Here is a 13,555-nt window from a genome sequence, read left to right on the forward strand (position 1 = left end):
GAGGGGGCGCCGCCGGCCGGGAGGCGCGGTGCCAGCCGGCACCGCGCCTCCCGTCCGTCTCGGGTCGCGTCCCTACAGGGCGGCCAGCGCCTCGTTGAGGGTGGCGGACGGCCGCATCACGGCGTTGGTCTTCGCCGTGTCGGGGCGGTAGTACCCGCCGATGTCGGCCGGCTTCCCCTGCACCGCGTTCAGCTCGTCGACGATCTGCGACTCGTGCTCGTCGAGCTGCGCCGCAAGGCCCTGGAACGCCGCCGCGAGATCGGCGTCCTCGGTCTGGCGGGCGAGCTCGTCGGCCCAGTACTTCGCCAGGTAGAAGTGGCTGCCGCGGTTGTCGATCGTGCCGATCTTGCGACCGGGCGACTTGTTCTCGTCGAGGAACGTCCCCGTGGCACGGTCGAGCGTGTCCGCCAGCACCTTCGCCCGCGCGTTGCCGGTCACACCGGCGAGGTGCTCGAAGGACACCGCGAGCGCGAGGAACTCACCGAGGGAGTCCCAGCGCAGGTAGTCCTGCTCGACGAGCTGCTGCACGTGCTTCGGGGCCGACCCGCCGGCGCCGGTCTCGAACAGGCCGCCGCCACCGAGCAGCGGGACGACGGAGAGCATCTTCGCCGAGGTGCCGAGCTCCATGATCGGGAACAGGTCGGTGAGGTAGTCGCGGAGGACGTTGCCCGTGACCGAGATGGTGTCCTCGCCGCGGCGGATGCGCTCGAGCGAGAAGCGCATGGCGTCCTCGGGGGCCATCACCTCGATCTGCAGGCCGTCGGTGTCGTGGTCGCCGAGGTACGTGCGGACGAGACCGATCAGGTTCGCGTCGTGCGCGCGGGTCTCGTCGAGCCAGAACACCGCGGGCGACCCGGTGGCGCGGGCACGCGTGACCGCGAGCTTCACCCAGTCGCGGATGGCGACGTCCTTGGTCTGGCAGGCGCGCCAGATGTCACCCTGCTCGACGTCGTGCTCGATGACCGTCTCGCCGGAGCTCGTGACGACGCGGACCCTGCCGTCGCCCGGCAGCTCGAAGGTCTTGTCGTGCGAGCCGTACTCCTCGGCCTTCTGCGCCATGAGCCCGACGTTCGGCACGGAGCCCATGGTCGACGGGTCGAACGCGCCGTTCGCGCGGCAGTCCTCGATCACGGCCTGGTAGATGCCGGCGTAGCTCGAGTCCGGGATGACCGCGAGGGTGTCGTGCTCCTCGCCGTCCGGGCCCCACATGTGGCCGGAGGTGCGGATCATCGCGGGCATCGAGGCGTCGACGATGACGTCGCTCGGGACGTGCAGGTTCGTGATGCCCTTGTCGGAGTCGACCATCGCGAGCTCGGGGCCGGCGTCGAGGCCGTCCGCGAACGCCTGCTTGATCTCCGCACCGTTCGGCACGCCGTCGAGCCCGGCGAGGATCGAGCCGAGGCCGTCGTTCGGGTTCAGCCCGGCGGCGGCGAGGTCGGCTCCGAAGCGCTCGAACACGGTCGGGAAGAACGCGCGGATGACGTGGCCGAAGATGATCGGGTCGGAGACCTTCATCATCGTGGCCTTGAGGTGCACCGAGAACAGGACGCCCTGCTCCTGGGCGACGGCGATCTGGTCGCGCAGGAACGCCTCGAGCGCGCGGACGTGCAGCACGGTGCCGTCGACGACCTCGCCCGCGAGGACGGGGATCGACTGCTTGAGCACGGTGGTCGCGCCGTCAGCGGCCACGAACTCGATCGTCAGGGTGTCGTCGGCGGGGGCGATCCACGACTGCTCGTTCGAGCGGAAGTCGTCCTTGCCCATGGTCACGACGTTCGTCCGCGAGTCGTGGCTCCACGCTCCCATGCGGTGCGGGTGCTTGCGGGCGTAGTTCTTCACCGACAGCGGCGCACGGCGGTCGGAGTTGCCCTCGCGCAGGACGGGGTTGACGGCGCTGCCCTTGACGCGGTCGTAGCGGGCGCGGACGTCGCGCTCCTCGTCCGTCGAGGGCTCGTCCGGGTAGGCGGGCAGGTCGTAGCCCTGCCCCTGCAGTTCCTTGATCGCTGCCTTGAGCTGCGGGATCGACGCCGAGATGTTCGGCAGCTTGATGATGTTCGCCTCGGGCGTCTTCGCGAGCTCGCCGAGCTCGGCGAGGGCGTCGTCCAGGCGCTGCTCGTCGGTGAGCCGCTCCGGGAACTGCGCGATGATGCGGCCGGAGAGCGAGATGTCGCGGGTCTCGACGTCGACCCCCGCGGTGCGCGCGAACGCCTCGACGACCGGCAGGAACGAGTGGGTGGCGAGGAACGGTGCCTCGTCCGTGAGCGTGTAGATGATCTTGGCCATGCTGGCGGGTACTCCCTTGTTCGACCGTGCCGGACCTCGGTCCGTCCACGGTACTCGCGGCGCGGATTCTCTCGACGTCAAGATACCCGGTCCGGATCCCGCCGTGGCGGGGCGTCAGACGGTGATCCGGAACACCCGGACGCCGGCGGCACGGAGCCCCGCGGTGCCGAGCCGGGTCCGCATGCTCCGGAAGGGGCGCTTGAAGCCCGACCTGGCCGAGGCGACGCCGATCTGGTGGAGGACCTCGGACGTCAGCGTGCGCTCCACCTTGGGTGCGAGCCGGGTCACGCCCGAGACCGTGATGACGATGCGCACGGCGTTCGGTGCGAGCAGCGGCGCGATGAGCTCGGCGGCCTCCTGCGCCCGGTGGAACGCAGGGTCGTCACCGGGGCGTCGGATCGCGATGACCGCCAGGTCGGCGTCGGCGTGGTCGTGCGGATCGGGGAGGTCGTCCACCCCCACGACCCGCATCCGTGCGGCGTCGACCCCCGCTCGGACGGCGGATGCGCGGAGCACGGGGAGCAGCTCCTGCGTGCCCGCGAGCACGACCTCGGCGGTCGCGAGGTCGATGGGTTCGTGTCGTTCCCGCGGCGTTCGGGCCATGGCGCAGGTCCTTCCGGTCGCTGGACTCGGACACTACCGACGAGACGCCCAGCAGGCACGCAGCGCCGGAGACACGTCAGCTGACTGCCAGCGGTTCGGTAACGGGGAGATCACGGAAGGGCCTGTACAAAGCGACAGACTCGTGCAGAATGGTCTGCGGCCATGACGACGACACACGACACCGACCAGCAGCAGCCGGAGACCCCGGTCGTGCACCTGTCCCGTCGCGCCGCCCTCGAGGCAGAGCGCGCCGCAGCCGGGAAGCCGGCCCGCCGCTCCCGCGCTCCCCGCCCCGCCCGCCCGGACGTCGCCCCCGCGACTGCGAGCGACTCCCCCGCACCGCACACCGCGAGCGCCTCCCCCGCGACGGCTCCGGCTCCGCACACGGTCGCCGTCGCCGCCCGCTCGGGCCGGCGCGCGACCGAGGCACGTGCGACCACCGAGCACGTCGACGCCCGCATCACCCGCGTCGTCCGCCGCACCGCCCCGAAGCCCCCCGCAGCCCGACCCACGCGTGCGGGCCGCACGCACCGCGCCAGCCGGATCACGCTCACCAGCGCCGCCGCCGCCCTCGCGATGTTCGCTGCGTCCGCGATGCCCGCCCACGCCAGCGCCGGGACGTCGACCGCCACCTCGACCCTGGCACCGCAGGTCCGCACGCAGGACTACGCCGTGACCCAGGCGGTCACGGCCGCCACGCTCGACCGCGACGACTTCACCGTCGGTGGCGGCCAGCAGGTCGTCGTCGCGGGCGACGGCAGCGCCGACGGTGCGGTCTCGTACGGCGGCGAGGTGCGCTCGCCCTTCCCGGGCCCCGTGCGGATGAGCTCGGGCTTCGGCTACCGCTCCGCTCCGTGTGCCGCGTGCTCCTCACTGCACCAGGGCCTCGACTTCAACCCCGGCATGGGCGCTCCGATCGGTGCCGTCGCCGCCGGCAAGGTCCGGGTCTCCGGTACGTACTTCTCGTACGGCACCGCGGTGATCATCGACCACGTGATCGACGGCCGTCGGGTCTCGACGCTCTACGGGCACATGATCCCCGGCTCCTCGCCACTTCGGGCCGGTGACACGGTCGCCGCCGGACAGTTTATCGGGAAGGTGGGCTCCTCCGGGGTCTCGACAGGTGCGCACCTGCACCTCGAGGTGCTCATGGACGGCGTGACCCCGATCGATCCCGAGGCCTGGCTCGAGGCGCGGATCGGCCGCTCGCTCACGATCTGACCCGGCGGCTCCGCTGCCGCCGGACGTCCCGCGCCGCGTGCCCCGGACGCACAGCCCTCGTGCAGCACCGGTGCGGCGACGTCCCAGCAGTCCTGTGCAGGATCACAGCATGGACGATCACCACAGACCGCCCGCCCGTCGCCGATCCTCGGTGGTGAACCGCTGATGGACGCCGACACCTGGATCGCCTTCGGGCTCGTCATCCTCTTCGTGCTCGTCGGCGGTGTCTTCGCCGCGGCGGAGATCGCCCTCGTCTCGCTCCGCGAGTCCCAGCTGCAGCAGCTCGAACGGCGTGGTTCCCGCGGTGCCCGGGTCGCCGCGCTCGGCCGCGACCCGAACCGCTTCCTGTCGGCCGTGCAGATCGGCGTGACGGTCGCCGGGTTCTTCTCGGCCGCCTACGGCGCGTCGTCGATCGCTCCGGACGTCGCACCGCTGCTGTCCGGCCTCGGGCTCGACCAGGGTGCGGCCGAGGCGGTCGCGCTGGTCCTGATGACGCTGGTCATCGCGTACCTGTCGCTCGTCTTCGGCGAGCTCGTGCCGAAGCGCCTCGCCCTGCAGCGCGCCGAGGGCTTCTCGATGGCGGTCGCCCCGACGCTCGACCGCTTCGCGACCCTGATGCGCCCGGTCATCTGGGTGCTGTCGAAGACCACGAACGGCGTGGTCCGGCTGCTCGGCGGCGATCCGGACGCCCGCAGCGAGTCGATGAGCACCGAGGAGCTCCGCGGCCTGGTCGAGGACCACGACGCCATCGACGCGCAGGGCCGACGCATCGCCCGGAGCGCGCTCGACGCCGGTGACCGGATCCTCCGTGAGTCGATGCGCCCCTGGTACGACGTCTCGACGATCGACGCGTCGCTGAGCATCGCCGATGCGACCGACCACGCCATCGAGGAGGGGCACACCCGCTACCTGGTCACCGAGGGCTCCCGCGACGACGTCTCGGGCTTCGTGCACCTGCGCGACCTGCTCCGTCCGACCGACCCGACGGCGCCCGTCTCGGCGCTCGTCCGCCCGGTGCTCGCGCTGCCGGAGACGAAGTCGCTGTCGAGCGCGATCGCGGACATGCGCACCGCGGGCCACCAGATCGCGCTCGTCGTGGACGAGTACGGCGGCAGCGCGGGCATGGTCACGCTCGAGGCGCTGCTCGAGGACCTGGTCGGTCGCATCAGGGATGAGTACGACCCGCCCGCGGCGGAGTCGGACGGCATCGACGGTGCGACCGTGCTCGAGGACCTCGCGGCCGACGGTGGCCCCCAGCTGCCGGACGGCGACTACGAGACCGTCGGCGGGCTCGTGCAGGTGCACCTCGACCGGGTCCCGCAGGTCGGTGACGTCGTCGACGCCGGTGAGCACCGCCTCGAGGTCACCGAGATGGACGGGCACCGTGTGGCCCGGGTGCGGGTCACGGCGCGGGCTGCGGACGCCGCAGCGACGGCGCCGACGACGTCCGAGTCGCCGACGACGGCCCCGCCCGTCGCCTGATCGGTCCGACCACCGGACGGGAGGCGCGGTGCCGGCCCGCACCGCGCCTCCCGTCCGGCACCGGTCCCGCAGTGCTCGCCGGTCCCACCGGTCTCACGGGTCCCGCGAGTCCCGCGGCGCGAGACACCCCGTGGTCCACGAGACGCCGCCGGTTCCGGCGGCGTCTCGGTCGGTCGGCGGCGTCTCGGCCGTTCGGCGGCGTCTCGGTCCCCGGCGCTGTGGCGGGTACCGCCCGTGCCTGTCGCCGCGACCGCACCGCCACGTACGCTCGTCGCATGGGTATCGACGTGCGCAACGAGATCCGTGACTTCCTGTCCTCGCGACGGGCGCGGCTCACCCCCGACGAGGTCGGCATGCCGTCGTTCGGCGGCGGCGTCCGTCGCGTGCCGGGGCTCCGACGCCACGAAGTCGCGATGCTCGCCGGGGTGAGCGTCGACTACTACACGCGGCTCGAGCGCGGCTCGCTCAAGGGCGTCTCGGACAGCGTGCTCGAGGGCCTCGCGGGCGCGCTGCAGCTCGACGAGGACGAACGGGTGCACCTGTTCGACCTCGCACGGCTGGCGAACGCCGGCGTCAAGGTCATGCACCGGAACGTGCCGACGCGGGTCCGGCCGGGCGTGCAGCGCCTGCTCGACGCGATCACCGGGGCGCCCGCGTGGGTGCGGAACGAGCGCGGCGACGTCGTCGCGACGAACGAGCTCGGCCGCGCGCTGTACGCACCGATGTTCGCGGGCCCGGGCCGTCCCGTGAACACCGCGCGGTTCACGTTCCTCGACCCGGCCGCGCGTGACTTCTTCCCCGACTGGGCCGCCACCGCTCGCGAGGCCGTCGCCGTCCTCCGTGCCGCCGCGGTCGCGAACCCCTGCGAACCCGGTCTCGTGACGCTCGTCGGCGAGCTCTCCACCCGGAGCGAGGAGTTCCGCGGCTGGTGGGCGGCGCACGACGTCCGGGTGCACCGACGCGGCGGCAAGCGCATCACGCACCCGATCGTCGGCGAGCTGCAGCTCGACTTCGAGGCGCTCGAGCTCGTCGCCGACCCGGGACTGACGATGTTCACGTACTCGGCGGAGCCGGGCAGCGAGTCGGAGCGCTCGCTCGCGCTGCTCGGGACCTGGGCCGCGACCGAGCGGTCCGAGCGGCTCGCCGCCGTGCGCGCGGGCGAGGTGGAGCAGGACGACTGACCGGCAGGCGCCGCGCGTCCTGAGCGAGCGCGGACAGACGGCGTCAGGGTGCCGTCGGCCCCGTCGGGCGGTCGCGGTCGCCGGTGTCCTCGTCGTCGCCACCCAGCGTGTCGACGAGCGCATCCACACGGAGCCGGTCGATGCGCAGTTCCTTCTCGATCGCGGTCAGCCGCAGCACCCGCACCGCGGCGAACACGAGCACGATGAGCGCGACGACGAGCACGAGCAGCAGCAGCACGACTGCCAGGTAGACGAGACTGACGACGGCGAATCCCCCGGAGAGCATGCAGCGACGCTAGCAGGGACCCTCCGTAGGGTGGGGACGTGACGACGACGCCGGCGGAGGACCGAGCGGCGCTCCTGCGACGACACCGCCGTCCGGAGCCGACGTTCGTCCGAGCGGTCGCGACGGCCCTCGGTGACGCTCACACCGTGCTCGAGATGCGCTCAGGACCGGTGTCCTACGTACCGACCGACCGCTCCGTCGTCATCGAGGCACCTGCGGACGCGACACTCGTCACGTTCCCGACGGCTGGCGATCTCGCGGACTCCGTGCGCCGCGTCTCCGGGCCGGTGGTCGTCCTCGCGCGCGACCCCGACCGGTTGCGGGCCGAGTGGCTCGACGAGTACGCGCACGAGGTCGTCGCCGCGGAGGCGGCCACGCTGCCCACCCTCGACGAGCTCGCGGCCGTGGTCGGATCGTCGACCGAGATCATCCACCTGCCGGTGCCCTTCACGTGCGTCGACGGTTTCGCCGAGGCCTACTACGCCCGTCCGGAACGGCTGCTCGAACCAGACGTCCGAGCGGCCGACCCGCTCTGGAGTCGCGTAGACGACCTCACCGCCCGACGGGCGGTGGCCGCGCTGCGGACCGCGCTCGAGACCGGCACCTGGGACGACCGGCACGGCGCACTGCGGCGTCGTCCGACGCTCGACGGTTCGGTGGTGCTGCTGACTCCGGGCGGTCTCCGTGCTCATCGACGGGTAGCGGAACGGTCGTTCCACCGGTAACCTGAGCGTTCGTTCAACATTGATCCAGAGGGGGACCCATGACCGACCAACTCACCACCGAGAGCACGACAGTCCGAGCGCGCGGAGCCCGCACGCTCCGCCGAGCGGGAGCAGCTCTTGCTGTCGTCGCGCTCGCACTCGGCTTCACGACGGTCTCGGCGACGGCCGCGCAGGCGTACGTCCCGTCCTGCGTCGCGCTGAGCGGGAACACTCCGTACATCTCCCAGGCGGGCATCGTGACCCAGACGGGCCTCGTCTACGTGAAGAACAACTGCCAGGCGACCCTGCGCATCAAGGTCGACGTGCAGTACGGCTTCGACTCGCTGTGCACGTCGATCGCGAAGGGGCAGAAGATCGGTGTCCCGTACACCTCCTACCCGGGCCTGGCGTACGCGACGGCGCGTGGTGTGTACACCTGCTGACGCGAGCCGCAGCCACGAAGGGCGTGTCCCGGGGTCTCCCGGGACACGCCCTCCGTGTCGACCGGCTTGACACGCCGTCGTAGCCTGGATCCGTGAGTCAGCAGGAGGTGGTCGGCGCGCAGAGCGCCGGCATCAGGGCGTGACGCCCCCGGCTGTGCCCTCCGGCACGGCCGCGTTCGTCGAACCCTGACCACCCCTCTGCCCGTGCGGCGCATCACCGCGCCCGGGCCCGTCGAGAGCGACCACACCGTGCTGCCCATCAGCGAGAAGACCATCCGTTCGTCCTTCGTCAACGCCTCCCGCAAGGAGGTCACCGATCTGACGCTGCCCACCGACCTCGAGACGCTGGACTGGGAGTCGCTCGACTTCCTCGGCTGGCGCGACCCGAAGACCGCACGCCGCGCCTACGCCGTCGTCCCCACGATCGAGGGCGACCTCGTCGGCATCCTGTTCCGGCAGGCCGAGGCGTCGCCGCGCGCACGGGCCCAGTGCTCGTGGTGCCAGGACGTGAAGCTCCCCAACGACGTCGTCTTCTACGCCGCCAAGCGTTCGGGGAAGGCCGGCCGGAACGGCGACACCGTCGAGACGCTCGTCTGCCAGGACTTCCAGTGTTCCCGGAACGTCCGGCGCCCGGTCCCCCCGGCGTACGAGGGCTACGACGTCGAGGCCGCCCGGGTCCGGCGGATCGAGGACCTGCAGCTCCGGATCGCGTCCTTCGCCGCCGAGCTCTGACGCCGGGAAACGCCGGCGTAACGCGGGGTCCCTAGGGTGTGGCGGGTGGACCTCCGCGACTTCGACTCCGCCCCCGCCGACGACGCCCGACGGACCGCGCTGCACTGGGCCGCGGTACCGGCCTGGGCAGACGCCCTCGTGGCCGCCCGACCGTTCCGCACCGTAGCGGCCCTGATCGCAGCGGCGACCGAGGCCGCGGCGGACTGGACCGCGGCGGACCTCGACACCGCCCTCGCCGAGCACCCCCGCATCGGCGAGCGCACCACCGAGGCGTCGTCGGCCCGCGAGCAGGGCGCGATGGCGACAGCCGCGGACGACGTCGCTGCGGCGATCGCCCGGGGGAACGCCGCCTACGAGGACCGGTTCGACCGCGTGTTCCTCGTGCGTGCCGCCGGTCGGACGCCCGAGGAGCTCCTCGCCGAGCTCGAACGGCGGCTCCCCGGTGACCCGGACACCGAGGTCGCCGAGGCCACCGCCGCCCTGGCGGACATCGCCGTGCACCGGATCCGTGCGACCTTCGGCGTCCCGCACCTGACGACGCACGTGCTCGACGCCCGGACCGGCACCCCGGCCGCGGGTGTCGCCCTGACGCTGCGCACCGCCGGGGGCGAGGTGCTCGCCACGGGGGAGACCGACGCGGACGGTCGCGCCGGACTCGGACCCGACGTGCTGCCCCGCGGCGACCTCGAGCTCCGGTTCGACACCGGCGCCCACCACCGCGCAGCCGGGGTCCCGACCTTCCACCCGTACGTCGTCGTGGCGTTCACGGTGGCCGGGACCGACCACCTGCACGTCCCGGTGCTGCTCAGCCCCTTCGCGTACAGCACCTACCGCGGCAGCTGAGCTCGGGGCCGAGACTCGGCTCCACGGACACTGTCCGCGCCCACGAGCGCGAGGAGTGTCGGGGGAGCCGAGTCTCGCGGGCGCGAGCCGGAGCGGGCGCGAGCCGGAGCGGGCACGAGCCGGAGCGGGCACGAGCCGGAGCGGGCGCGAGCCGGAGCGGGCGCGACCCGGAGCGGACCGGCGCGGACCCGTCAGGCGCGACCCTCGCCGACCGTGGCGACCGGTGCCGTCGAGCGCACCGCGTCGTAGGACCCCGCCACGGGGTCGTCGCCGTACCGCTCCCGCAGCCCGTGCGACCCGAGCAGCAGGTTGAGCAGGATCGCCGCGACCGCACCGGCCGAGATGCCCGAGTCGAACACGAGCGTGAACCACGTCGGGAACGCGCCGTAGATCTCCGGTGCCACGGTCGGCAGCAGCGCGATCGCGAGCGGGAGCGCCACGACGAGCACGTTCCGGTTGTCGAAGCGCACCTTCGACAGCGTGCGGATGCCGCTCGCCGCGACCATGCCGAACAGGGCGACCCCGGCTCCACCGAGCACCGCGTGCGGGACGGCCTCGACGACGGCCGCGACCTTCGGGACGAGGCCGAGCACGACGAGGATGCCGCCCGCCGCCGTCGCCACGTACCGGGAGCGCACGCCGGTCAGTGCCACCAGCCCGACGTTCTGCGCGAACGCCGTGTACGGGAACGTGTTGAAGACACCGCCGAGCACGGTGCCGAGGCCGTCCGCCCGCAGTCCGTCGGCCAGGGTGCGGCGCGACACCGGACGGTCGACGACCTCGCCGACGGCCACCATGTCGCCCGTGGTCTCGGTCATGATGACGAGCCCGACGACGAGCATCGACACGATCGAGGCGAGGTCGAAGGTCGGTAGGCCGAAGTGGAACGGCGTGACGACGGCGAACCAGGCGGCGTCGCCGATGCCGGACCCGTCGACCATGCCGGGGACGAACAGCGCCGCCACGGTGCCGAGGACGAGTCCGAGCAGCACCGACACCCGCGCCAGGCCCCGCGGCGCGAACCGCTCGACGAGGACGATCGCCAGCAGCACCCCGGCCGCGAAGGCCACGTCGAGCGGGTCGGCGGCGCCGTCCTTCCCGCCCTCGGTGATCCAGCCCGCGGCGACGCTCGTGAGCGAGACGCCGATGATCAGGATCACGGTGCCGGTGACGATCGGCGGGAACAGCCGGACGAGCTGCGAGAACCACGGCGCGACGAGCACCATGAACACCCCGCAGGCGATGGTCGCCCCGTAGACCGCCGTGATGCCGTGCGCGCTGCCGATCGCGATCATCGGCCCGACGGCGGCGAACGTCACGCCCTGCACGAGCGGCAGCCGGACCCCGAAGCGCCAGAAGCCGACGGACTGCACGATCGTGGCGAGGCCGGCGACGAACAGGTCGGCGCTGATCAGGAAGGCCAGGTCGGCTCGGTCGAACCCGAGCGCGCCCCCGACGATGAGGGGGACGGCGACCGCCCCCGCGTACATCGCCAGGACGTGCTGCAGCCCGAGCGGCAGCAGTCGGGCGAGCGGCGGGATCGTGTCGACCCCGTCCTGCCCGGTGGTGGTGCGTGGTGTCCTCGTGCTGGTCATGGGTGCCCCCGTCGCGTCGCCGGTCACGTGTCACCTCGACGCTAGGGAGCCCCTGTTTCCGCGCCGTGACGGGCACGGGTCGCGCGGATCACGCGACCGGACGCCGGAACGCGCGTTCCGGCGGCTCCTCCGGGTCCGGGACGGACGGGAGGCCCGTGGCGGGGTCGCCACGAGCCTCCAGACCGTCTCCTGGTCGCGTCAGCGCCCGATGGACGACATGTCCGGGTACCGGTCACCGGTCGGGACGGGCAGCGCCGACAGGCGCTCGAGCTGGCCGGCGGACAGGGTCACGTCAGCTGCGCCGACGTTCTCCTCGAGCCGGGAGACCCGCTTCGTGCCGGGGATCGGGACGACGTCGTCGCCCTGCGCGAGCAGCCAGGCGAGGGCGACCTGTCCCGGCGTCGCGCCGACCTCGTCGGCGATCTCCTTGACGGTGTCGACGATCTTCATGTTCTCGCTGAACGCCTGCTCCGCGAAGCGAGGGTTCTGACGGCGGAAGTCGTCCTCGTCCAGGTCGGACGGCTTCGTGATCGCGCCGGTCAGGAAGCCGCGGCCGAGCGGCGAGTACGGCACCAGGCCGATGCCGAGGTCGCGCAGGGTGTCGAGCACCTCGCCCTCCGGGTCGCGCGTCCACAGCGAGTACTCGCTCTGCAGCGCGGTGATCGGGTGCACCGCGTGGGCCTTGCGGATCGTCGCGGCGCTCGCCTCGGAGAGCCCGATGTGGCGGATCTTGCCCTCCTGCACGAAACCGGCGAGCTGGCCGATCACGTCCTCGATCGGGACCGCCGGGTCGACGCGGTGCTGGTAGTAGAGGTCGATGTGATCGGTGCCGAGGCGACGAAGGGAGCCCTCGAGCGCCTCGCGGACGGACTCCGGTGCGCTGGAGATGCCGCGCTGCTGGGTGGGGGTCTGTTCACCGGCCTCGTGCCGGTACAGGCCGAACTTGGTGGCGATGACGACCTGGTCGCGTCGGTCGCCGAGGGCGCGGCGGAGGAGTTCCTCGTTCGTGTACGGGCCGTAGGCCTCGGCGGTGTCGAACAGGGTGACGCCGAGGTCGATCGCGCGGTGGATCGTGCGGATCGACTCGTCGTCGTCGGTGCCGGCGCCCGTGTAGAAGGCGCTCATGCCCATGGTGCCGAGGCCGACGGGGCCGACCTCGAGGTCTGCGAGCGTGCGTGTCTGCATGCCTGCAGGTCTACTCCTGGCGACCCCTCGTCAGGGAGGTACCGGCACGGCTACGCTGAGTGCACGGACAGTTCGCGACGGAAGGGGAACGTCATGACCGTGGTCTGGATCGTCATCGGGGTCGTGGTGCTCATCACCGCCCTGCTCGTCGCGCTCGAGGTGCAGAACGCCCGCCGCCGGAAGGCCCTCGCACACCTGGAACCCGTCGACCCGCGCGTCGGCGAGCGCGCGATGTCCGAGGCATCCGCCGCGCACGCCGTGATCGAGGGCCAGGCGAAGTCGGCGCACCCGGGCATCAGCGGCGCCGGGGGCGGCCCGCTCGCCTGAACCGCCCCGATCGCGCTCTTGCAGGTTCCGCTGCACCGTGTTGCACTCGGCACCGGCCTCGCTCGTGCGGTTCCTCCAACGCGCTCGACCGGGGCAACCGACCGCTGGTGTGATCGGCGGGTGAACCTGTACCTGCGGCTGCTCCTGCTCACCCTGCGCGTCCGTCTGGCCGCCGCGCGTCCAGGGCGCCGACCCTCGCTCTGGGACGAGGCCCGCACGCCGTTCCGCGTCGCACCGACCGACCTCGACCCGCTGCGGCACGTGAACAACGGCAAGTACCTGTCGATGCTCGACCTCGGGCGGTACGACCTGCTCGCCCGGTCCGGCTTCTGGCAGGAGGCGTCGCGGCGTGGCTGGTACGCCGTCGTCGCCGCGCAGACCATCACGTACAAGCGTTCCTTGACGCTCGGGCAGCGGTTCACCCTGCTGACGAAGGTGCTCGGTGTGGACGAGCGGGCCGTGTACATGGAGCAGACCTTCGTCCGACAGGGTGCGGTCGTCGCGCGGGCGGTCGTCCAGGCGCGGTTCCTCCGCCGCGAGGGCGGGCCGGTGACGCCCGACGAGCTGGTGGCCGCGGCGGGCGGGGCGCCACGCGACCTCTCGCTGCCCGGTTGGGTGCACGAGTGGGCCGACGCCGTGCGGATCAGCAGCGGCGGCAGCGTGCGCTGAC

At 72.5% G+C, this 13,555-nt stretch carries 14 protein-coding genes; 9 read left to right on the forward strand and 5 right to left on the reverse strand.

Annotation, left to right across the window (positions count from 1 at the left end; translation table 11 throughout):
• Window positions 1-72 precede the first annotated feature (72 nt).
• Both QUG98_RS16005 and QUG98_RS16010 read right to left on the reverse strand, forming a co-directional pair.
• On the reverse strand, window positions 73-2,283 hold the full coding sequence (locus QUG98_RS16005) for an NADP-dependent isocitrate dehydrogenase (RefSeq protein WP_289471486.1): 2,211 nt from the start codon (window positions 2,281-2,283) through the stop codon (window positions 73-75).
• Window positions 2,284-2,397: 114 nt separating this feature from the next.
• Window positions 2,398-2,886 carry a hypothetical protein gene (locus QUG98_RS16010; protein WP_289471487.1) on the reverse strand — a complete coding sequence of 163 codons (489 nt, stop codon included), beginning with the start codon at window positions 2,884-2,886 and terminating at the stop codon, window positions 2,398-2,400.
• Between the two features lie 162 nt (window positions 2,887-3,048).
• Here QUG98_RS16010 and QUG98_RS16015 point away from each other — a divergent pair, with 162 nt between their 5' ends.
• From QUG98_RS16015 to QUG98_RS16025, 3 genes are all read left to right on the forward strand, one after another.
• Window positions 3,049-4,107 (forward strand): M23 family metallopeptidase, encoded by a 1,059-nt coding sequence (locus tag QUG98_RS16015; protein WP_289471488.1) that lies wholly within the window; start codon window positions 3,049-3,051, stop codon window positions 4,105-4,107.
• Between the two features lie 165 nt (window positions 4,108-4,272).
• On the forward strand, window positions 4,273-5,589 hold the full coding sequence (locus QUG98_RS16020) for a hemolysin family protein (RefSeq protein WP_289471489.1): 1,317 nt from the start codon (window positions 4,273-4,275) through the stop codon (window positions 5,587-5,589).
• Between the two features lie 275 nt (window positions 5,590-5,864).
• Window positions 5,865-6,770 carry a helix-turn-helix transcriptional regulator gene (locus QUG98_RS16025; protein WP_289471490.1) on the forward strand — a complete coding sequence of 302 codons (906 nt, stop codon included), beginning with the start codon at window positions 5,865-5,867 and terminating at the stop codon, window positions 6,768-6,770.
• 43 nt (window positions 6,771-6,813) lie between these two features.
• On the opposite strand, the gene QUG98_RS16030 is transcribed toward QUG98_RS16025, so the two are convergent.
• Window positions 6,814-7,056, reverse strand: a complete 243-nt coding sequence (locus QUG98_RS16030) for a hypothetical protein (RefSeq protein ID WP_289471491.1) — start codon at window positions 7,054-7,056, stop codon at window positions 6,814-6,816.
• A 38-nt stretch (window positions 7,057-7,094) separates the two neighbouring features.
• On the opposite strand from QUG98_RS16030, the gene QUG98_RS16035 reads away from it, so the two are divergent.
• The 4 genes from QUG98_RS16035 to uraD all read left to right on the forward strand — a co-directional run bounded on the left by QUG98_RS16035 (window position 7,095) and on the right by uraD (window position 9,778).
• Window positions 7,095-7,781: an SAM-dependent methyltransferase gene (locus QUG98_RS16035; RefSeq protein ID WP_289471492.1), complete on the forward strand. Its 687-nt coding sequence runs from the start codon at window positions 7,095-7,097 to the stop codon at window positions 7,779-7,781.
• 38 nt (window positions 7,782-7,819) lie between these two features.
• Window positions 7,820-8,203, forward strand: a complete 384-nt coding sequence (locus tag QUG98_RS16040) for an alpha-amylase inhibitor (protein ID WP_289471493.1) — start codon at window positions 7,820-7,822, stop codon at window positions 8,201-8,203.
• A 249-nt stretch (window positions 8,204-8,452) separates the two neighbouring features.
• Window positions 8,453-8,935, forward strand: coding sequence for an FBP domain-containing protein (locus QUG98_RS16045; RefSeq protein ID WP_289471524.1), 483 nt, complete (start codon window positions 8,453-8,455; stop codon window positions 8,933-8,935).
• A 45-nt stretch (window positions 8,936-8,980) separates the two neighbouring features.
• Window positions 8,981-9,778, forward strand: coding sequence for a 2-oxo-4-hydroxy-4-carboxy-5-ureidoimidazoline decarboxylase (gene uraD / locus QUG98_RS16605; protein WP_353067865.1), 798 nt, complete (start codon window positions 8,981-8,983; stop codon window positions 9,776-9,778).
• A 191-nt stretch (window positions 9,779-9,969) separates the two neighbouring features.
• Here the strand turns inward: uraD and QUG98_RS16060 are convergent, their stop codons facing one another.
• Both QUG98_RS16060 and QUG98_RS16065 read right to left on the reverse strand, forming a co-directional pair.
• Window positions 9,970-11,373: a nucleobase:cation symporter-2 family protein gene (locus tag QUG98_RS16060; RefSeq protein ID WP_289471494.1), complete on the reverse strand. Its 1,404-nt coding sequence runs from the start codon at window positions 11,371-11,373 to the stop codon at window positions 9,970-9,972.
• A 198-nt stretch (window positions 11,374-11,571) separates the two neighbouring features.
• Window positions 11,572-12,558, reverse strand: coding sequence for an aldo/keto reductase (locus QUG98_RS16065; RefSeq protein ID WP_289471495.1), 987 nt, complete (start codon window positions 12,556-12,558; stop codon window positions 11,572-11,574).
• Between the two features lie 93 nt (window positions 12,559-12,651).
• On the opposite strand from QUG98_RS16065, the gene QUG98_RS16070 reads away from it, so the two are divergent.
• Both QUG98_RS16070 and QUG98_RS16075 read left to right on the forward strand, forming a co-directional pair.
• Complete coding sequence (locus QUG98_RS16070; protein WP_289471496.1) at window positions 12,652-12,885, forward strand: hypothetical protein; 234 nt, start codon at window positions 12,652-12,654, stop codon at window positions 12,883-12,885.
• Window positions 12,886-13,005: 120 nt separating this feature from the next.
• A complete protein-coding gene (locus tag QUG98_RS16075; protein WP_289471497.1) occupies window positions 13,006-13,554 on the forward strand; it encodes an acyl-CoA thioesterase in 549 nt (182 codons plus the stop codon).
• Window position 13,555 lies beyond the last annotated feature (1 nt).

Origin of the sequence: Curtobacterium subtropicum, assembly GCF_030362975.1 — a bacterium.
Classification (GTDB): domain Bacteria; phylum Actinomycetota; class Actinomycetes; order Actinomycetales; family Microbacteriaceae; genus Curtobacterium; species Curtobacterium subtropicum.